The sequence below is a fragment of the Enterococcus sp. 9D6_DIV0238 genome (assembly GCF_002174455.2).
GTDB lineage: Bacteria > Bacillota > Bacilli > Lactobacillales > Enterococcaceae > Enterococcus_L > Enterococcus_L dunnyi.
Window position 1 is genome coordinate 1,694,274 of sequence record NZ_CP147246.1, and the last position, 20,450, is coordinate 1,714,723.

17 protein-coding genes and 1 pseudogene are annotated in these 20,450 nt (G+C 39.2%); 3 read left to right on the top strand and 15 right to left on the bottom strand.

The window, feature by feature from the left end; genetic code table 11:
- Positions 1–246 precede the first annotated feature (246 nt).
- The 3 genes from A5889_RS07955 to pepV form a co-directional block, all read right to left on the bottom strand.
- Positions 247–1,764, bottom strand: a complete 1,518-nt coding sequence (locus A5889_RS07955; RefSeq protein WP_087640632.1) for an ABC transporter permease/substrate-binding protein — start codon at positions 1,762–1,764, stop codon at positions 247–249.
- A 1-nt stretch (position 1,765) separates the two neighbouring features.
- Positions 1,766–2,719, bottom strand: coding sequence for an ABC transporter ATP-binding protein (locus A5889_RS07960; RefSeq protein ID WP_087640631.1), 954 nt, complete (start codon positions 2,717–2,719; stop codon positions 1,766–1,768).
- A 144-nt stretch (positions 2,720–2,863) separates the two neighbouring features.
- Complete coding sequence (gene pepV / locus A5889_RS07965; protein WP_087640630.1) at positions 2,864–4,279, bottom strand: dipeptidase PepV; 1,416 nt, start codon at positions 4,277–4,279, stop codon at positions 2,864–2,866.
- 150 nt (positions 4,280–4,429) lie between these two features.
- On the opposite strand from pepV, the gene A5889_RS07970 reads away from it, so the two are divergent.
- Positions 4,430–5,257, top strand: coding sequence for an NAD(P)H-hydrate dehydratase (locus A5889_RS07970; RefSeq protein ID WP_087640629.1), 828 nt, complete (start codon positions 4,430–4,432; stop codon positions 5,255–5,257).
- Positions 5,258–5,407: 150 nt separating this feature from the next.
- On the opposite strand, the pseudogene A5889_RS07975 reads toward A5889_RS07970, so the two are convergent.
- From A5889_RS07975 to A5889_RS08000, 6 genes and pseudogenes are all read right to left on the bottom strand, one after another.
- Positions 5,408–5,536: pseudogene (locus tag A5889_RS07975) on the bottom strand (DUF3788 domain-containing protein); the annotation flags it as partial.
- The gene (locus tag A5889_RS07980) at positions 5,537–6,172 is read right to left on the bottom strand and encodes a TetR/AcrR family transcriptional regulator (protein WP_087640627.1); all 636 of its coding nucleotides are present in this window, start codon (positions 6,170–6,172) and stop codon (positions 5,537–5,539) included.
- A complete protein-coding gene (locus tag A5889_RS07985) occupies positions 6,172–6,993 on the bottom strand; it encodes an ABC transporter permease subunit (RefSeq protein WP_087640626.1) in 822 nt (273 codons plus the stop codon). Before A5889_RS07985 ends, A5889_RS07980 begins: the two co-directional genes overlap by 1 nt.
- The gene (locus tag A5889_RS07990) at positions 6,990–7,877 is read right to left on the bottom strand and encodes an ABC transporter ATP-binding protein (RefSeq protein ID WP_087640625.1); all 888 of its coding nucleotides are present in this window, start codon (positions 7,875–7,877) and stop codon (positions 6,990–6,992) included. Before A5889_RS07990 ends, A5889_RS07985 begins: the two co-directional genes overlap by 4 nt.
- Positions 7,878–8,012: 135 nt before the next feature.
- Positions 8,013–8,723 (bottom strand): pseudouridine synthase, encoded by a 711-nt coding sequence (locus A5889_RS07995; protein WP_087640624.1) that lies wholly within the window; start codon positions 8,721–8,723, stop codon positions 8,013–8,015.
- Positions 8,724–8,820: 97 nt separating this feature from the next.
- Positions 8,821–10,470: a putative polysaccharide biosynthesis protein gene (locus A5889_RS08000; protein ID WP_087640623.1), complete on the bottom strand. Its 1,650-nt coding sequence runs from the start codon at positions 10,468–10,470 to the stop codon at positions 8,821–8,823.
- 445 nt (positions 10,471–10,915) lie between these two features.
- On the opposite strand from A5889_RS08000, the gene A5889_RS08005 reads away from it, so the two are divergent.
- A complete protein-coding gene (locus tag A5889_RS08005; protein WP_087640622.1) occupies positions 10,916–12,430 on the top strand; it encodes a UDP-N-acetylmuramoyl-L-alanyl-D-glutamate--L-lysine ligase in 1,515 nt (504 codons plus the stop codon).
- A gap of 130 nt (positions 12,431–12,560) precedes the next feature.
- Here the strand turns inward: A5889_RS08005 and A5889_RS08010 are convergent, their stop codons facing one another.
- The 3 genes from A5889_RS08010 to A5889_RS08020 form a co-directional block, all read right to left on the bottom strand.
- On the bottom strand, positions 12,561–12,959 hold the full coding sequence (locus A5889_RS08010) for a DUF1801 domain-containing protein (RefSeq protein ID WP_087640621.1): 399 nt from the start codon (positions 12,957–12,959) through the stop codon (positions 12,561–12,563).
- A gap of 11 nt (positions 12,960–12,970) precedes the next feature.
- The gene (locus A5889_RS08015) at positions 12,971–13,489 is read right to left on the bottom strand and encodes a GyrI-like domain-containing protein (protein WP_176372816.1); all 519 of its coding nucleotides are present in this window, start codon (positions 13,487–13,489) and stop codon (positions 12,971–12,973) included.
- Positions 13,490–13,565: 76 nt separating this feature from the next.
- Entirely contained in the window at positions 13,566–14,474 is a 909-nt protein-coding gene (locus tag A5889_RS08020) for an AEC family transporter (protein ID WP_087641523.1), read from the bottom strand.
- A 138-nt stretch (positions 14,475–14,612) separates the two neighbouring features.
- Here A5889_RS08020 and A5889_RS08025 point away from each other — a divergent pair, with 138 nt between their 5' ends.
- Positions 14,613–15,029 (top strand): hypothetical protein, encoded by a 417-nt coding sequence (locus tag A5889_RS08025; RefSeq protein ID WP_087640619.1) that lies wholly within the window; start codon positions 14,613–14,615, stop codon positions 15,027–15,029.
- A 188-nt stretch (positions 15,030–15,217) separates the two neighbouring features.
- On the opposite strand, the gene A5889_RS08030 is transcribed toward A5889_RS08025, so the two are convergent.
- The 3 genes from A5889_RS08030 to A5889_RS08040 all read right to left on the bottom strand — a co-directional run bounded on the left by A5889_RS08030 (position 15,218) and on the right by A5889_RS08040 (position 20,425).
- Complete coding sequence (locus tag A5889_RS08030) at positions 15,218–16,417, bottom strand: multidrug effflux MFS transporter (RefSeq protein ID WP_087640618.1); 1,200 nt, start codon at positions 16,415–16,417, stop codon at positions 15,218–15,220.
- A 318-nt stretch (positions 16,418–16,735) separates the two neighbouring features.
- Entirely contained in the window at positions 16,736–19,201 is a 2,466-nt protein-coding gene (locus A5889_RS08035; RefSeq protein ID WP_087640617.1) for a heavy metal translocating P-type ATPase, read from the bottom strand.
- Between the two features lie 207 nt (positions 19,202–19,408).
- Positions 19,409–20,425, bottom strand: coding sequence for a LacI family DNA-binding transcriptional regulator (locus tag A5889_RS08040; RefSeq protein ID WP_087640616.1), 1,017 nt, complete (start codon positions 20,423–20,425; stop codon positions 19,409–19,411).
- Positions 20,426–20,450: the final 25 nt, after the last annotated feature.

Sequence of the window (20,450 nt, forward strand, 5' to 3'; positions counted from 1 at the left end):
TTTATGTAGTTTTTGATACATAAAAACTGAACAAACTCATTTAATCCTTAAGTAAATTGACATTCGTTCGCGGTGCTAGACAAAAAAAGGCCACTATCTTACCTACTAAAGTAAGATAGTGGCGATATAATACACTTTCGAGCTTTTTTTGTAATTGTACTTACAGGTGATTACTTTCTCATTTCTTATACCTTATAAAGTAAGCAAAAGACAACTGATAATCGTCGTCTTTTCTCCTGCTATCCTTTATTCTTCCAACAGCTTATGCTTCACTAAATAATCATGAGCCACCGCCGCCGGATCTTTTTGTTCCACATTGACTTGATAATTCATATCACTCATTTCTTCTTCAGTGATTTTTCCTACTAGAGGTTCTAATAAGTCTTTCAGTTCCGGATATTTTTTCAGTGTTTCTGCTTTCAATAATGGTGCGCCCTGATACGGTGGGAATAGTTGCTTATTGTCTTTCAGAATAACAAGATCATATTGTTTAAGCTCACTATCTGTAGAATAAGCATCTACAACATTCACATCACCGTTATTGATTGCCTGGTAGCGTAAAGACGGTTCCATTGATTTGACCTCTACATTGAGTCCATATAATTTTTGTAAGCCTCTGTAGCCATCATCACGATCGATAAATTCAAGCGTAAATCCAGCTTTTAGCTGACCTTCGACCTTTTTCAAATCTTCGATGGTTTTCAGTCCGTTTTCTTCTGCAAAGGAACGTTTGACTGCTACTGCATAGGTATTTTGATAACGCATCGGCTCTAAATAATCCATATTTTCCTGCTGCTTGATTTGGTCACGCGCATATTCGTAAACTTTCCGCGGATCGTTAGATGTGTTCTTATTATCTTTTAGGAATGTTTCAAGAACTGTCCCTGTAAATTCTGGATAAACATCGATTTCACCTGATTTTAAAGCATTAAATAAGAAGCTGGTTTTTCCAAAATTTGTTTTTAAATTTACATGGATGTCACTGTTGTTTTCAATCAATTCCTTATACATATTGATAATGATATCTGGTTCAGCACCTAATTTTCCCGCAATCGTGATTTCTTTTTGCTCTGCTTCTTGATGTGTATAAACAAATGACCCAATCAATAATGCTAGTAATACCATAAAGGCTGTAACGATTCGTTTGACTGTCGCTTTTTCCAATAGATGGATCCCGTAATTAAACAGCACAGCCAGTACAGCAGAGGAAATTGCACCAATCAAAATCAAATAGACATTATTTCGATCGATCCCAAGCAGGATAAATGAACCTAATCCGCCTGCACCGATCAAAGCAGCTAAGGTTGCCGTACCGATGATCATCACCGTTGCCGTACGAATACCAGAAATAATATATGGCAACGCTAATTGTAACTCAAATTTGATCAGCTTTTCTCTTTTGGACATTCCAAAAGCTTCAGCTGCCTCTTCTAATGAGGGGTCGATTTCCGTCAGTCCAGTATACGTATTTTGCAAGATCGGAAATAACGCATAAATCACTAACGCTACAACTGCCGGTGGTGTCCCGATTCCGATGATCGGTATCAGTAAACCTAATAAAGCTAATGAAGGGATCGTTTGAAAAATCCCTGTGATTTGCAATACTGCTTCTGCTGCTTTTTTATAATTTGTAAGTAAAATCGCCAGTGGAATCGCCAAAAGAATCGCAATCAGCAAAGATAACAATGATAATTGGATATGCTCAACCACTGCCTGAATAAACTCTTCTTTTCGTGCAGCTAATGTTTCTATCAGTTTCCCCATATTATTGATCACCTTTTTCCATCTTCGTCTCTAAGAATCTTAGGATTGCCCGATCTGTGATTTCTCCATGAACTATTTCTTCTTCGACCAATGTGACACGCTTTCCTTCTATAAGCGCACGAATGATCACTGGTAATGTCGTATCCAGTGCTACGTTCACTTCTCCTGTTATTTTAGCAGGAGCTAATGAATCTATTTTTAGTAAATCTTCTGCACAATAATTTTCCAAGTTCGAATGATCTTGTTGGAAAAACTGCGCTACGAACTCATTAGCCGGATGGCTGCGGATTTCTTCTGGAGTATCCGTCTGTATGATTCTTCCCTCTTTCATCACACAAATTCGATCGCCCAATAGTAATGCTTCGTTCATATCATGCGTGACGAATACGACTGTACTCGCCATTTCTTTATGCAAATCTTTGATCAATAATTGCAGCTGACCTCTTGAAATCGGATCTAATGCACTAAATGGTTCATCCATCAAAATGATATCCGGTTTTGCTGCGATCGCTCTTAAAATACCGATACGCTGCTGTTCACCACCTGATAATTCTGCCGGTTTACGATGTAAATACTCCTCTGGCGGTAAATTGACTTTTCGTAATAGCTCCTCCGTTCTTTCTCTTCGCTGCGTTTTGTTCCAGCGTTTCATTTCTGGAATCAATTCGATATTTTCAGCCACAGTCAGATTAGGAAAGAGAGCAATTTGTTGAAGAACATAACCGATCGTTAGTCGAAGCTCTTTTAAGTCATATTCAATCAAACGTTGATCATTAAAATAGATATCCCCATATGTCGGCTCGATCAATCGATTGATCATTTTCAGTGTTGTCGTTTTTCCACTGCCGCTGGGTCCGACCAATACAAAAAACTCACCATCTTCGATCGCTATATCAAAATCTTCTAAAACTGCCTGATCATTATATTTTTTGGAAACCTGTTGAAACCGAATCATGTATTCACCTCATTTTTATTTAAAGCTGGGAAGATATGTTATTAAGTATACTGGAAATTGTCATTTGTTTCTAACGACTTGTTTTCATTATACAAAAATAAACCTGACAACTGTCTGTCAGGTTTATTGAGATGATCTTTATTTTTATTTCGCTAAACGATAAATCGCATCCGCATAAATAGCTGTTGCACGGAATAAATCATCCAATGCCATAAATTCATTCGCTTGATGCATTGTATCTGTATAGCCTGGGAACATTGCGCCATACGCTACGCCACGTTTTAATAAACGTCCGTAAGTTCCGCCACCAATGATTTGTTCGTGACCTTTTTGTCCAGTGTGATCTTCATACACTTGCAGTAATGTTTCTACCAATGGATCATCTGCTGGTACATAATGCGGTTCTTGATTGCGACCGCCTTGAACGATCTCTGCACCGATCTTACCAGCCGTTGCTTTAGCACCTGCTTCTAATTGTTCTGCCGATGTTCCTTTAGGGTAGCGGAAGTTCAAGCTCATAAAATTACCTTCTTCTTGCCCTTTCTCGAATACAAACAGACCCGCATTCATTGTTAGTTTGCCCATTTTAGCATCTTCAAAAGCTACGCCTAATTTTTCACCGTAGAAATCTTCATGCACTAATGTTGCAGCCACTTCGATAAATTCTTTTGCCGCGCCGCCAAAGCTATAGCTATTTAGGAAAACAGCCAAGAATGTCGCTGCATTGATCCCTGATTGCGGGCTAGCACCGTGAGCCCCTTTTCCGACAACTTTGATCGTAACAGTTGTTCCATTTGCCTCCAAAGTACCAGAAATTGGTTCTTCACCGACAAATACACTAAATGCACCTTGCATTTTTTCAGCAGCTTCTTCAGAAGGGACAGTGACCACCGCTGTTGCTGTACCAGGAACCATATTTTCACGTAAACCAGCATTGAAGCTCTCTAAGCCATATTCACCTTCACTTGAACCGCTGAAGCGTGCATATAATGAAACATTCCCCTTCTCCCCATTGATGATCGGGAATTCAGCATCTGGAGAAAAACCAAAATCAGGTGTTTCTTCATGTTTGAAGTAATACTCCATATCGCCCCAGCCGCTCTCTTCGTCACTGCCGACTACAAAACGAACTTTCTTAGATAATGGTACACCTAGATCTTTGATGATTTTCAATGCATAATAAGCAGCCATACTTGGTCCTTTATCATCGCTTGAGCCGCGGGCGAAAATTTTCCCGTCTTTGATCACTGGTTCATATGGATCAGTGTCCCAGCCATCACCTGCAGGAACTACGTCCATATGGCCGAAGATACCTAATGTTTCATCACCTTCACCATATTCGATATGTCCTGCATAGTTATCCACATTCTTTACGACAAAGCCATCACGTTCACCGTAAGAAAGCATATGTTTCAAACCAGCCACAGGTCCTGGGCCAAAAGGCGCTTCTGGTGTTGCTTTTGCATCATCACGCTCACTATTGATGCGTAATAAATTCTGTAAATCTTCTAATAGTGCCTCTTTGCGGGCATCTACTTCTTTTTGCCAATCAATTGTCATTTTTTAGTCACTCCAATTCATTATTCTACCTTCTCATCATACCACTAACTCGGCTAAAAGAAAAAGGCGGGACAAGTTTTTTCTGTAATATTTTGCCCTTCGTCTTAAACAGCTTTATACTAATAGTAAGAGTGAAAGGAGTGCCTTCAAATGAACGAATTGTCCGAAGAACTACTACATAGCGTGATCAAAAAACGCCCTGAGCTTTCCCACAAAGGGACTTTCGGGCGAGTCGTATTGATTGGCGGCAATGAAAGATATGGCGGTGCGATCATTATGAGTGCTGAAGCTGCTGTCAACTCTGGCGCTGGGTTAGTTACTGTCGTTACAGCAGAAAAAAATCACGCTCCGCTGCATGCTCGCTTGCCTGAAGTAATGGTCATCGATTGGCTTCAGATACAAGATATTCAAGCTGTTTTAGCAGAGTCTGATGTTATTTTGATCGGTCCCGGACTTGGTTTGAGCGAACATAGTCATACGTTATTACAATTAGTGATCCAGGAACAGCAGGCAAAACACTGGCTAGTTATTGACGGTTCAGGCATTACTTTGTTTGCTCAATATCACTATCAGCTAGCTTATCCTCAGCAAGCTGTTTTTACCCCTCATCAAATGGAATGGCAGCGTTTAAGCGGTCTGACCATTCCAAACCAAACAATAAAAAATAATCAAACTGCTCAAAAAATATTAGGCAGCAATTTAGTGTTGAAAAGTCATCGTACAACTATTTATACTTTGAACGACTATTTTGTCAATCCTCTTGGAAATCCAGCCATGGCGACTGGCGGAATGGGAGACACACTTGCTGGAATGATCGCTGGTTTTTTAGCTCAATTTGATGCTAAAAAAGACGCCCTGTGCGCTGCTGTTTACCTTCATAGCTTGATTGGCGATGTTCTCGGACAAGATCATTATGTCGTCTTACCAACAGAAATCAGCAAGCAAATTCCTTATTATATGAAACGTTTTGAACAATGAGGGAAACGGTTCGGATTTAAAATTTTGAATGATCGCTTTTGTCTCGCCCCCCTTGGAAAATTGCTGAAAAATCTGACTTTCGACCATCGCTTATTACATTTTAAAATGAGAGCGAGACAAAACTCTGCGAGTCAAATCCCTGACACCTGAAATCCGGATAAACGGCGAGAGCGGAAGTGATCCCTTCAGAAACAAGCCAGAATTCACAAAAATTTGAAAAACAATTTTCGTGAATTCTTTCTTATTTCTCGGGATTAAACACTTCTGTCCCAACCTCATTCATTGTTCTAAAAAACCAGCCTGCAGAATGTTCATATAGCTTTGTGAACGTTCAACTAAAAATTGCATTTGATGAATCTCTGTTACCTGTTGGTTTTCTTCTAAAAAAGTCAAACTCTCTAAATAAATCTGATTGAAAACACCTAGTACTAAACGAACCACATCTTCTCTAGAGATGTTTTTTTTGAGCGGAAGCTTGTTGATGATCTTCGTTAGAAGCTGCTGTGCAATAGCCATATTTTCAGCCATATAGTGATCCAATTTTACTTGTATTTTATCAGGAAGCATTTTTTTCTGTGCATACGAGGCAATCAGCAAATGGATATGGTCAGGAAAAGTCCGCTCTAAATTTAACTTATGCTGTGTCGAAGCGACTACCACTTCAACTAGATCAGCATACTCTTTTTCAAACAATTCTTTTGACTGTTCATTTAAACAGTCGATCACATAGCTGATCGTGCGTTCATACAACTTTTGCTTATTTCCAAAATAATGAAAAACCAATCCTTTTGAAACACCCGCTGCTATAGCAATATCTTCTGTGTTTGCGCGTTGATAGCCCTGTTTAGCAAATTGCTTCAAGGCAGCTTGTATTATCCGTTCATATTTTTTTGGATCGATGTTGATTTCAGCCACTAAATCTTCAGATCCTTTCGTTGGTAAAGCACATAAGTTCCAGCTAAAAACAATATGATCAACACTACTAGAAATCCTGTGTGACTAGCTGATAATCCTTTATCTAATAAATTGCTTGGAATGCCCATATGAGTCGGCGATATATTTTTTGCCCAACTAAACGAGTCATTTAAATCAGCAAAAATACCGATCAAGTAGAAAGCAAATACGACACCTAATGATATACTGGTGCTTTGTTTACTTGATTTTAAAAAGGTCGAGATCAAAAATCCCAGTGTTAGGAAAAATAAAAGAATCAAACTTTCTTGAATAAAAATCTTACTGATTTCCTTTACGATCGTCGCTGTTGAATCTGTTGATTGACGATAAAGCATTGTCGATCCTAAAGAAACACCATAGGAGATCAACCAAAAAATACCCAAAACAAGCATATTACTTACGAATTTACTCGTCACGATTCCTTTGCGGGTCACTGGTTGCGCATAAAGAAATTCTATTGTCCCATCTGTCTCTTCCTTGATCAAGGACTGACTGCCTAGCATCATCGCATAAATAGAGGAAGCTAAAAACATATATTGAAAATAGTAAGCAAAAAAACCTGTTGCTACTAAGAAGCTGGCTTGTCCTTCTACACTGATATTGAACGTTTTGAGTAGGGAAGGAGACAGCCCTGTCAACTTGGCATCCAGCAGATCTTTCATCGCAGAGCTATGCATTTGCGGATAAACAGCACTGAATCCAAAAATGATGACCGAAAATAAGATGATCCAGATCAGCATCCCTTTGACCAATGAACGCGTTTCGATTTTTGCTGTGATCATTTTGTTTCCCCTCCTTCGTACAATGCCATAAATTGATCTTCAAGTTCTGGATTCGTGATAGTAAAATCCTGGATCGATGGATCGCTCAATAATGGCAATACTTCTTGCAAATTTCCTTCATAGAATAAACGCGTTTCATTTCCTTGATGTTTTAAGATCGCTGCACCGATTTTTTCAAATAAAGATAGCGGAATATGATCCCCGATCAAGGTAATGACTTTCCCTAATGATTTTTCTTTAGAAATATCCTGCACCGTAATAATCTCACCTTGACGAATAAATGCCGCTCGATGTGCATGCTGTTGGATTTCATTTAGATCATGGCTAGATAAAAAAATAGTCATGCCATTTTTATTATATTTTTCCAGTTCTTCAAATAAGCGATGCTGCATCAGTGGGTCTAAACCATTCGTAGGCTCATCTAAAATCAACAATTCTGGATTTGGCAAAATTCCAGCGATGATTGCAATTTTCTTTTTATTTCCCAACGACAGTTCAGACATTTTTTTCTTCCCGTCGATATCGAATCGCTCCATAAAATAATCGATCTGTTCTTTACTGTTTTTAAGTTGGTGAAACTCTGCTACATATTTTAGAATATCTAATGTTGACATGGCTGGATAAAAACGCACATCACTTGAGACATACCCTGTACGTTTACGAATCTCCTTGGCATTTTTGACACTGTCCAAGCCAAGAATCGTCGCAGTCCCGTGATCTGGATAAATAAAATTCAGCATTGATTTGATCGTCGTTGATTTCCCAGAACCATTTGGCCCAATAAAGCCATAAATTTCTCCTTTTTCTACAGTTAGATCTACTTGATTGATTGCAGGTTTCTTTTTATACAGCTTGGTTAATCCCTCTAGCTCAATGGCCTTCATTTCACCATTCCTCCTTATTGACTCATCAGTCAATTGAAGTATATACCTAAGGCAACAGTTCGTCAAAAAAAGAGAATAAAACAGCCATGATCAAAGCCTAGTTGTTTTATCCTCTACATAGTAATCCTAGCTATCCTACAGCTCTTGAAGCTCCGTCTCTGTCAACGGGCGATAGGCTCCCAAAGGCAGCTGCTCATCCAATACTAAACTGCCCATGCGTAAACGTTTTAGATAAACAACTCTTTTATCGACCGCTTCAAACATTCGTTTCACTTGATGAAACTTTCCCTCTTGAATGACTAACCGGATCTTTGATGTTTGATTGGCTTCATTTATCTCGTCGATCAGCAGCTTGCTCGGTTTTACCTGTTCATCGTTCGTTAGAGCAAAGCCAGAAGCGAAGATCTGCACATCTTCTTCTGTGACTAGCCCTTCGATTTCAGCAAAGTATTCTTTATCCACATGCTTTTTAGGTGACAATAATCGATGTGCCAATTGACCATCATTCGTTAAGAGTAATAATCCTTCTGTATCCTTGTCCAAACGACCAACAGGAAACAAATCAGTACGATAATCTTCCTCTTTCAGTAAATCGATCACCGTTTGATCCCTTGCATCTTCCGTTGCGGACACAACTCCTTGCGGTTTATGTAATAGATAATAATAAAATTTTTGATAGATCACTCGTTCTCCTGCAAATAAAACGATGTCCTGATATTCATCGATATGCAGCTTACCATCTTTTACAGGCTGTTCGTTTACCGTTACGAGATTTTTTTTCAGCAACAGTTTGACTTCTTTTCTACTGCCAACACCTGCTTCGGCAAGAAATTTATCTAAACGCATTCAATCGAATCTCCTTTTATAAGAAAATAAGTGTGAGCAAAAGTATCCCTACTCCTGCTGCACACTCTAAATTTAAATCCATCATGAGCGAATGCTCTTATCTTATTTTTAATTTGCGGCGAATTTTATTCACGCTGCTCCCTAATAATTTATCTGCCAGTCTTAGTTTCAACGTAATATAACCATATACGGCTCCGCCAAAAGCTGCAACAAGCATAATGATGATAAATGACTGGAACTTACGTGTTGGGTCTAAGAATAAATATAAGAACTGACGCATGATAACAGTCGCAACGACCATCACTAACGTGATCAAAAAGATCAATAATCCGCGGCGCAAGGTCAAGCTAAAATTAAAACGGCTGACTTTTTTGATTTTTCTCAAAATCAAGGTACATGCAAAAGCAAAACCGATCATCGTAGCAATCGCTGGCCCATAGACTTCAAATAATCGAATAGCTGGATATTGAACGATCAGCTTCAGCGCAAGTCCTAAACCAAAGTACTTGATGGCTGCTTTATTTTCATACATCCCCATCAACATCGTCGATGACAACATGTATAGGCCCATGAACAGCCCGGCAAAGCAAGCTTGAACTAAAACCGATACACCTAAATGATCCGGCGAATAAAACATCGTATATAGCGGCTTCGCTAATACGATCATCCCGAATGTGGCCGGTAGCATCACAAACATAAATAACTGCAGGTTATTGCTGATCAGCTTTGAAAGATCACGGTAATTTTTCAAGGTGATCGCTTCTGTGATCAATGGCAACCCTGTTGCAGAAATCGATGTTGCTAAAGCAATGACGACCATCGTCAATTTATCAGGATTCGCATTAAAAATAGCGAAAAATGTACGCAGCTGACTACCTGAATATGTGGTAAAAGTATTCATGAAATTTGAGAATGTAAATTGATCGACCAATTTGAATACAGTAACACCTGAACCTACAATGATAAATGGAATTGCTTCTTTTAACGTTTCTGTCAGTAAATCACGAGTAGATGCTTCGTGCTCGTTCGCACTATGTGCTTCCAAGTAATCGAACATCGGCTTTTGTTTACGAATATAGAAAAATAGTACAACAAAGCTAGCTAACATTCCGATCGCTGCTGCCAAGGTAGATTGTGTCACTGCATCTACATAATTTCCATCGAAAACTTTCATGATAATGAACGCTGTCAGTAACATATAGAAGACACGGGCAACTTGTTCAACGATCTGTGATAACGCATACGGCATCATATCCTGATTTCCTTGGAAGTAGCCACGAACCACACTCATACAAGGGAAGATCAAGACTGCCAAACTCAGTGACCGCATCGTTGGGATCAAATCTTCACCGCCGCCTGACCACTCAGCCAATAAAGGCGAAGCCAGATACATGACGATGGCAAAAATCGCCCCTAAAATAGCCATCAACTGAAGAGCTTTATAAAAGAGCTGTCTGCTCACTTTATACTCATTAAGAGAATTATAATATGAGGTTTGTTTAGCGATCGCTGCAGGAATCCCTGCTGTAGAAATTAATAAAAAAAGTGCGTAAACAGTATAACCCATTGAAGACAAACTATTCGCTTCATTGGCGTGTTCACCCATCCATGCATACCAAGGAATGATATATACTGCACCCAACAACCGAGAAATTATATTACTAGCTGTCATCCAGGCCGAACCTTTGACCATTTTTTCCTGGTTCGTCAAGACTGGTTGATCAGCAGGATTTGATTGATTGATCATTTAACTCCTCCAACTTTCTTCAAACATGCTTTCTTTATTTTAATTGTTAAATCAAGTATATGCAACGAATTTCTCGAATAATTTCACTTATTTATCGTTTCCCTACATAAATCATTGAAAAACACTTAAAAAGCTATTTTCATAATCATCGATCAAATTATCACTTCTTCAACTTTTATATAAATTAATCTAAAATAACTGAAATAAAGAGTAGAAAAACATCGTTTTTTTATCCAAAATTAACCAATTATTCTTCTTACTTGCAACCAAATTTCCTAATACCATTTATAAAAAAATTCACACGACTATTTATTCTGCTTATATAATAAAATAGCACACATCTTGAAGTTTTACTGTTTAAATTGTATGATGAAATCCTAAACTAGTATAGCTATACCGATAAAACCTGACATTCAGATTTTAACCGGTGCTTGGAGGCCGAATAATGACTATTTCTTTAGAAAAAATCCGGGAATGTTTACTTAAAGAACACCTTTTAAAAGAATTTACTTCAGCTGAAGGCTGGAGCTTAACATCACCAATTTCACTAGAAAATAAACAATTCGATGCTCTTTCTTACGATTCCCGCACCGTAAATAGCGACACACTTTTTTTCTGTAAAGGCTTGAATTTCAAAGAAGACTATTTAACAACGGCCATTACAGCTGGACTTGAAGTTTATGTGGCAGAACAGCCTTATGAGGTTGAAGCGGCTCTAGGAATCATCGTCACGGATATCAAAAAAGCGATGGCTGTTTTGAGCATGGCGTTCTATGATTATCCACAGAATAAACTGAAATTAGTCGGCTTTACAGGTACAAAAGGAAAGACAACTGCCGCTTATTTCACAAAATTCATTTTAGATCATGCTACAAACAATAAAACAGCGATGCTGTCTACTATGAACTCGACATTGGATGGACAAACTTTTTTCAAATCACAGCTGACAACACCTGAATCATTAGATCTTTATCGTATGATGGCAGAAGCAGTCGATAACCAGATGACCCATTTTATCATGGAGGTCTCTTCACAAGCTTATAAGACGAATCGAGTATATGGTTTATTCTTTGATGTAGGGATCTTTCTAAATATCACACCTGACCACATCAGTCCGATCGAGCATCCGACATTCGATGATTATTTTTATTGTAAAAGACAATTGATCTCACATTCTAAGACAGTTATTTTAAACCACGACTCTGACTATTTCCAATTATTGAAGGAAACAGCAGAGCTTCATCACACACCATACATCATTTATGGCAGTCAGCAGACAGATACAGATTATGCTTATCAAACCGATCCAGAAGATTCCTTAGCCTTTTCTGTTACAGCCAAAAAGGACACACTTGGACTTGCTGGTGACTATCATTTACGCTTAGGCGGCGACTTTAATAAAGGAAATGCACTCAGTGCAATGATTGCTGCTTCTTTGGTCGGTGCTACTCACGATTCATGTGTCCAAGGAATTCAAGAAGCAACAGTTCCTGGACGAATGGAGCTTTTAACAAACACAAATGGGGCAAAAGTTTATGTTGATTATGCCCATAATTATGATAGCTTGAAAAACCTTCTGACTTTTATAAAAGAAGAACATCCAGAAGGCCGTTTGATTGTAGTGATCGGCAGCACGGGCAACAAAGCGATTTCCCGACGTAAAGATTTCGGCAGGGTGTTAACTGAACTTGCAGATATCGCGATTTTAACCACAGATGACCCTGCTGATGAAGATCCTGCTGCCATTTGTAAAGAGATCGCAGAATATATAACTGCACCGATCCAAGTCGAAACGATTATCGATCGCAGTGCCGCAATAGAAAAAGCACTCTCCTTGAGCAATCCAAAAGATGCTGTTGTTTTGGCAGGTAAAGGAGCAGATTTATATCAAAAGATCCATGGGATAGATACTCCCTATGAAGGTGACTTTGCTATTGCAGAGCGTTTGATCGACCGTTAGAATATACAACTAAAACAAGAGTCCTGAACAAAACTAGAAAACAGTTTTGCTCTGGACTCTACTTCTTAATAAACCGTGGTCAAATATCCTCTTATTTCTTGGGATCAAACACTTCTATCCCAGCCTATATTTACTTTTGATGATAGGTCAGTGCTCGTTGGATACAAAAAGCTAATTCTTCTAGAGGTAATTCCTTTGCAGGATCAAGAACAATGGCGCGATTCTTAGAGAATTCCAGTTCCTTGGAAAACAACGCCCGAAATTCTTCGATCACGGTCGTTTGACAATGGAAAAAAAGGGCGATCTTGGCTTCCCCAAAGCAATCAAGTCGAATAGGTGTCCCAGATTTTGTTTGAATAGTAGAATAAGTTGGTTGATGCCATTTTAAGCTTTCTTCGATTTCACCAACTTCAGAAGTTGCTTCGCCAACCTCAAAGATCAACGCCCTAAGCTCCAGCAATGATAAGCGAATAACCTCTGGATATTGTTCAAAAACAGCGGCAACCTGTTCATTTTTGATTTCTTTCATTTTAACTCACCTCATTTTTTGAGCGGAATCCATAGCTCACAACGATACTCATCAGACATCATGTCCCCTATAGGATAATATTCTATTCGCGGCAGCTGCTGATTTTCTTCTAATGACTCAGCTATCCATGGAGCAGTCAATTGATTTTTTAATTGCATCAAATGATTCGGTTTGTTTGCGTCAAAAGTAGAAACAGCATTTGCGATCGCTCCTTGACAAGTGAAGACTGCCCAAGACGTTTTGACCACTTGGATACTCGTCAATTCTTCAGCGATTTCTTTTTCTCCCTGAGCACTTACACTGATCATGTAATTAAACGTTTCTGCCACCTGTCGATTGCTGTCAGAGACGCCATAGAACCCACCTGCCTTTTCTTTAGTTTCAGATAATAGCTGATTGATCTTGGCCTCTGTTAAATCAGCCCAAAATGCTGATATTCCTTGATAATCCTCAAAGTGATCAATTATATCTAGTGTTTTTTGATAGCCGACCAGATTAAATTTCGGCTTTTTTTGAATGTGAAAATCCATCGTATCATCTCCTCTATCATTTGCTATTACTTTAGCATCTAATAGATGACAACAGTTTGTCATATTTTACCAAAAATCATACCATCCAGACCATCACCAGCGTCATCAGTAATAAACTGATCAAAATACTCATGGAGGAAGTAAAACCAACCGTCTCTTCTTTTACTCCAGCCTTCACACTATTGATCACAGAAAATGTCGGCATCGGTGCTAAACTCAACACCACTAATACGATTCTCAATAATGGCTCCAACGGAATAATGAAGGCAAATATCAATGCAAAGACTAGCCCGCACACGTATCGCCAAAACAGCACTTCTCTCACTAGTTTCAGTGCTTGTTTAGGCAAACGTAATTCAAGATATAATCCAATCATGAACATCGATAAAAAGCCATTTGCTTTTGCAACTAGCTCTAGTATTTGAATCAATTCCACTGGCAAGCCAACTTGAACTGCACGCAACAGCAGCATGATCATGTAGGCCGTAAAAGGAACAGACTTAAACAATGTCGATAGAATTTCTTTTAACGTCGTTTCTTCTTTAGAACCAACTATTTTATCGATCAACAGCGTACTACCGCCTGTCAGCATGACACTATTCCCTATATCAAACATCAGTAAAAACGGAATCGCTAACGGATAAAATCCCTGAATAAACGGCAATGTAAAATTGCCAATATTATAGCCTGACATCGAATACATTTGAAATGTCCGTTCCAATGTCGAACGCTTTTTGGACAACAATCCTCCTGCTAAAATCACGATCAAATTTAATAAAATCCCCATTGCTAATAAAAAGAACAATGTACTTGAAACAACCACATTTGCCAAACTAACAATAACTGTTGCTGGTAATGTAATATTGACTATGATCACAGATAAAGTCCCGCCATCTGCTTTACTCAATAAACCAAAGCGTTTCATCAAATACCCCAAAATGATGACAAAACAAAAACTAACCGCCTGTAACAAAATCTCTTTCAACCACTTCACCCTCGTCTCTTTACTTGACTATCTTAAACAAAGTATAACAAAAAAAGGGAGGAGCAACTCACTTAAATCAATTGTCTGCCTGTTTATATGTGCTACAATTAGGGAAAAGCACGAGGAAGGTTCTTCTTTATGACAAAAAAACTCTTGTTGCTCACTAACTTATTTATCGGTTTCGGTGGTATAGCAGGTGGCGTGATGGCTTTATCCAGCAATGCGCATTCAAGTCTTGGGCTATCAGAAGACATGTTGCGATACTCACCGTTTACAACTTTTTTGATTCCCGGATTATTTTTGTTAGTAATGATCGGTTGCGGGAACCTTGCTATCGGCTGGGCTAACTTAAGACAAACACACACATTTCCTTACTTGGAGTGTTTGATTGGTCTTGTTCTATGTATCTGGATCATGATCCAATGTCTGATGCTATGGTCTATCGTTGCACTTCATCTCATTTTCTTTCTCCTAGGATTACTCCAATTTCTAGGTGGATATCTCATCATCAAGCAAAGACAGCTGCCTTTTCCTTTCTCAGCAACTCAACATTAAAAAAAGAGGATGGGACAGAAGTGTCAAGCTCCGAGAAATAAGCTGGAATTCACGAAAATTTCTCTTCAATTTTTGTGAATTTCAGCTTATTTCCGAAGGAGTTGCTTCTGTTTCCACCGTTTATTAAGATTTAGAGTGCGAAACAAAACTGATTTTTAGTTTTGTCCCGCACTCTTTTTTATACTCTTCTAATGTAAATTCTTCTGATACAAAAACCTACGCACAAAAACCAACATAGACAGTCCGATCACAAGAAAATATATCGGCATCACTACCAGTGCCCCATTATGAATCACGCTCATACCATAGGTAAACAAGCTGACCAATAAGTAATACCCTAGGCTAAAAAGCGCTCCAGCTGATCCTATCACCTCTTGATACTCAACTAAAGCTAGACTTAAGCAGTTAGGCAGCGCCATTCCTGTCCCCGTCAAGACAACAAAAACACCGAGCAAAATAAGCCACATCTGTAGTGTATTCGGTAAAAATACAGACAATACTGTCAACAAAAGACAGGAACTACCCAGCAGCAAACAGCAAATACCCATATAAATGATTTTTTCCGGGCAATAAACCGGTAATAAGCGTTTAGACAACAACGAGCCTAAAATCGAAGCACCTGCTACTCCAATGCCTAAAAAACCATAAACTGCTGTAGACAAATGAAAATGTTCGATAAAGATAAACGGAGCTTCCGCATAATAACTGAATAGTATCCCATTGATCGCACCGATCAAGAAGCCATAGGTCATCACCTTGGGATCAGTCAATAATCGCTTGATCAAAGGTAACAGCTTTACTTGCACTCGTTTTTCCACTTGATACGTTTCAGGTAGGCATAAAAATGCATAGCAGAAAATGACGATACTCATACAAACTAATACAAGAAAAACGGCTCTAAAGCCTAAATACTGATCAACAAGCCCGCCGATCAAAGGTCCTATCGCCGGCGTAAATGCCAAAGCTGCTGAAATTTGAGCAAACAGCGCATGCCGACGATTGCCTGCATAACTTTCTCTTAAAATCGTTTGTGTCACAACAGAACCTGTACTAGCACCGAACGCTTGAATAAAGCGGGCAAAGAGCAGACCATTGATCGAGTAGGCCCTGAAACATAGAAAACTGCCGATACCATAGACAAACAAGCCGTAAAGCATTGCTTTTCGACGACCACTTAGATCTGACAGCCAGCCCCAAAAAAAGACTCCGAGCGCAAATGACAGAAAATAGATGCTCAATGTTAGCTGAACTGTCGCCATCGACGCTTGCAAGTCCGTCGCAATATCTGGTAATGATGGGGTGAAAATCGTTTCACTGATTTGCGGAAATCCTACCAAAACGATCAATAATAATAAAGATGGTGTTTGAGTTTTGATGCTTTTTTTCAAAAAAATTCCTCCTGAATCTATAACAGAACAGGTCGATCCAGCTTGTTACAAGAATGACCTGTTAAGCTAGAAAATTAGTTTAAAGGGATGAAAAAAAACATCTTTCTCCGGGAAGCGGCGGGAGCATGATCAATATTAATTTATAGGTATCCATTTACTCGCTCACATCCTTTACTATCTTTCATTCAACTTAATGATTGCACAACCATAGTAGCATAGATTCTTGTTTTTTCCAATGTACACTACGAACCCAGAAAAAGGAAAATAAAGGGGAAACTCATTCAGCGATGATTTTCCCCTCCACCCTTATTATATTTTCTATTTTTTCAAAGCCGATGGTTTAAATCCTTTCAAACGTAAGGCATTCAGCAACACTGAAACCGAGCTAAAACTCATCGCAGCTCCTGCAATCATCGGATTCAATAGCGGTCCGCCAAATAGATACAAGACACCCATCGCCACTGGAATCCCTAACGTATTATAGGCAAACGCCCAAAATAGGTTTTCTTTGATGTTCTTGATCGTTGCCTTGCTTAATTCTACTGCCGTTGGTACATCCATCAGATCACTTCTCATTAAAACGATATCTGCTGATTCCATTGCAACGTCTGTACCAGAACCGATCGCAATGCCGATATCTGCTTGAGCTAAGGCAGGAGCATCATTGATTCCGTCACCGACCATGGCAACTTTCTTACCTTCTTTTTGAAGCTTTTGGACTTCATTCGCTTTATCTTCTGGTAAAACTTCACTTAATACACGATCGATTCCAACTTGTTTCGCGATCGCTTGTGCCGTTCGTTGGTTATCCCCTGTGATCATGGCTACTTCGATGCCCATTTGATGCAGCTTTTTGATTGCCGGAATACTGGTTTCTTTGATCGTGTCTGCTACAGCGATGATTCCTGCAATCAAATCATCTTTCGCAATATACATCGGTGTTTTCCCTTGTTCTGCTAATTGATCAGAGATCGTACCTAAATTCTCTAATGAAATATGACGATCATCCATCAATTTTTTGTTCCCTAATAAAAAGCGGCTGCCTTCGATCGTCACTTCGATCCCATGTCCAGGAATAGCTGTAAAATTTTCTGTTTGGGCAAAAGTAAGATTCTTCTCCACTGCATCATTGACGATCGCTTCACCTAGAGGGTGTTCAGAGCCTTTCTCAGCTGATGCTGCTAAACGCAGTAGGTCATTTTCAGCTAAATCATTTGCTGTAACGATATCTGTCACTTTAGGTTTTCCCTCTGTTATCGTACCCGTTTTATCAAAAACGATCGTTTGGATTTTATGCGTTGTTTCCAGTGCGTCACCGCTTTTGATCAGCACACCATTTTCAGCACCTTTTCCTGTACCGACCATGATCGCAGTCGGTGTCGCCAACCCTAAAGCACATGGACAAGCAATCACTAAAACAGAGATCGTGATCGTCAAGGCAAAAATCCAAGATTCCTGTCCCAAGAAATACCAAGCCAAACCAGATAACACTGCTAAAACAATGACGATCGGTACAAATACACCTGAAATTTTGTCTGCCATTTTAGCGATCGGTGCTTTTGATCCTTGCGCATCTTCGACTAATTTAATGATTTGCGAAAGAGCAGTATCTTTTCCAACCTTTGTCGCTTTAAATCGGAAGCTGCCGTTTTTGTTGATACTTGCACCAATCACATTATCACCAGCTTTTTTCTCAACAGGTATACTTTCACCAGTCAGCATCGATTCATCGACTGCACTTGACCCTTCAACAACAAGTCCGTCAACAGGAATTTTTTCTCCTGGTCGAACGACAATGATATCATCCAATTGTACTGCATCTACTGGAATTTCCATTTCCTCATCATTACGTAAAACACGTGCATTTTTGGGTGCTAAACCCATCAATTTTTTGATCGCTTCTGAGGTTTTTCCTTTTGAAACAGCTTCAAAATATTTTCCTAGTGTAATCAAGGTCAAAATCACGCCAGCAGATTCATAGTAAAGCGCCATTGCAAAATGAGTGTCACCCGTATAAATCATGATCGTGCCATATAAGCTGTAAGCTACAGCCGCACTCGTTCCCAATGCTACAAGAGAATCCATATTAGGATGACCTTTGAACAATGCTTTGAATCCAATGATGAAAAAGCTTCGTCCAAAATACAGCACAGGGATCGTCAAAAGCAGCTGGACCGTCGCAAAAGTTGTCGCATGCATCATCGGATCTAAGAATCCTGGTAATGGCAAACCAACCATGTGTCCCATTGCAATGTAAAATAGAGGTACCGTGAAAACAGCAGACAACCAAAAGCGTTGCCACATCTCTTTGATGTGTTTCTGTTTTTTCTCACGGTCTTTATCTACCGTATCCGCTGAATCGATTTGTTCAACAGCTCCATAGCCTGCATCAACAACTGTTTTCGTGATATCTGACACATTCAGAACTGCTGGATCAAAATCAACTGTCATTTTTTCTGTCGCTAGATTTACGGCAGCGATCTGCACACCATTTAGTTTATTGACCGCCTTTTCGATCACTTGTGCACAAGATGCACACGTCATTCCTTCTATATCAAATGTGCGTTGCTGAGTATTGCTCAATGCTTCATAGCCTGCATCAGCAACTGCTTGTTGAATATCTTTTTCCGATAATGCTGTTTCGTCATATTCCACATTCAATTTTTCAGTTGCCAAGTTGACCGTTGCTTTTGATACACCCGCTAGTTTGGCCGTCGCCTTTTCAACAGTCTGTGCACAAGATGCACACGTCATCCCTTCTATATCAAATGTTTTAGCTTCCACTTTTCCCGCTCCTTCTTTCTGTATGTACTTTTTTATATTTTAAAAAACGACTATAAATGTAGTCGAGCCATTTCTTCTTTATATTAAGACAGTAAAATATATTTGTCAACCCATTTATCACTTTTTATCAATCCATAAATACACAATCGAGTTCCATACAAAAAAAACTGCGAACAAACATCTAAAAATGTTCATTCGCAGTTTATATTATATGCCATTCAAATCAAGCACCGTCTCCCGCTTGATCAACTGATGAGGGATCACTAATCGTACTCCTGTCGGTTCTTTTTGCTGCAGTGTATCGATCAGCTTTTGCATACCCATTTTGCCTAGCTCAGCAATATCGATATCGATACTCGTTAGATAAGGATGGACCAATGTCGAATAAATCGAGTTATTGAAACTGATCACGGAAAAGTCATCCGGGACGCGATATCCATACATCTGAGCCAACTGGATCATCCGCATTGCAAAAATATCATCGATCACAACTGCGGCTGTTGCTTTCGTTTCTTTTAGCAAGTCCTCAAATGCAACATACGCTTCCGGACTTTCCATATCCACCGAAGGAAACATTGTCAAACCTGCAACCATCATTGCTTTTTGATAACCAAAGTAACGTTCATAATAAATATTTTCGTGCGTTGTATTAGTGATAAACAGAATATTCTTATGTCCATTTTCGATCAAAAAATCCGTTGCATGTTTTCCTAAAAGCTGATTATCATTATCTACATAAATAACTTTCTCTTCGTTTGTGTACGGTTGTCCGATCAAAGAGAATGGCACGTGATTTTCAACTAAGTAATCGATCACTGGATCATCCTTATCTGAATAGAGCAAGATAAATCCGTCTACCTGCTTTTGACGATGCATCAGCTGAACATTTTCTAACAAGGTATCAAAAGACTGAGCCGTTGCAATCGCCGTCGTCATATCATGTTTACGGGCTTCAGCGTTGATCGATTCAATGATTTCTAGATAAAATGGATTGCCCATCCGTTCACGCGAATCTAAGGGTGGCAAAATCACACCTACTGCACCCGAAGATCTTTTACCAAGATTACGTGCAGCAATATTCGGAACATATCCCATTTCTTCCATCACTTTAAAGACCTTTTTCTTGGTCGCGTCAGAAATACTGGGGTGATCATTGATTACCCTTGATACAGTGGAAGTTGCTACTCCAGCTTTCTTCGCAACATCTTTCACAGTAATCGTCATCGGCTTCACTCCTTTCCAGGTTCAT

Excerpts from the sequence above, each read along its gene's own strand:
- A5889_RS07955 (WP_087640632.1), bottom strand. The coding sequence starts at position 1,764 with ATGGGGAAACTGATAGAAACATTAGCTGCACGAAAAGAAGAGTTTATT.
- A5889_RS07960 (WP_087640631.1), bottom strand. The coding sequence starts at position 2,719 with ATGATTCGGTTTCAACAGGTTTCCAAAAAATATAATGATCAGGCAGTT.
- pepV (WP_087640630.1), bottom strand. The coding sequence starts at position 4,279 with ATGACAATTGATTGGCAAAAAGAAGTAGATGCCCGCAAAGAGGCACTA.
- A5889_RS07970 (WP_087640629.1), top strand. The coding sequence starts at position 4,430 with ATGAACGAATTGTCCGAAGAACTACTACATAGCGTGATCAAAAAACGC.
- A5889_RS07985 (WP_087640626.1), bottom strand. The coding sequence starts at position 6,993 with ATGATCACAGCAAAAATCGAAACGCGTTCATTGGTCAAAGGGATGCTG.
- A5889_RS07990 (WP_087640625.1), bottom strand. The coding sequence starts at position 7,877 with ATGAAGGCCATTGAGCTAGAGGGATTAACCAAGCTGTATAAAAAGAAA.
- A5889_RS07995 (WP_087640624.1), bottom strand. The coding sequence starts at position 8,723 with ATGCGTTTAGATAAATTTCTTGCCGAAGCAGGTGTTGGCAGTAGAAAA.
- A5889_RS08000 (WP_087640623.1), bottom strand. The coding sequence starts at position 10,470 with ATGATCAATCAATCAAATCCTGCTGATCAACCAGTCTTGACGAACCAG.
- A5889_RS08005 (WP_087640622.1), top strand. The coding sequence starts at position 10,916 with ATGACTATTTCTTTAGAAAAAATCCGGGAATGTTTACTTAAAGAACAC.
- A5889_RS08010 (WP_087640621.1), bottom strand. The coding sequence starts at position 12,959 with ATGAAAGAAATCAAAAATGAACAGGTTGCCGCTGTTTTTGAACAATAT.
- A5889_RS08015 (WP_176372816.1), bottom strand. The coding sequence starts at position 13,489 with ATGGATTTTCACATTCAAAAAAAGCCGAAATTTAATCTGGTCGGCTAT.
- A5889_RS08025 (WP_087640619.1), top strand. The coding sequence starts at position 14,613 with ATGACAAAAAAACTCTTGTTGCTCACTAACTTATTTATCGGTTTCGGT.
- A5889_RS08040 (WP_087640616.1), bottom strand. The coding sequence starts at position 20,425 with ATGACGATTACTGTGAAAGATGTTGCGAAGAAAGCTGGAGTAGCAACT.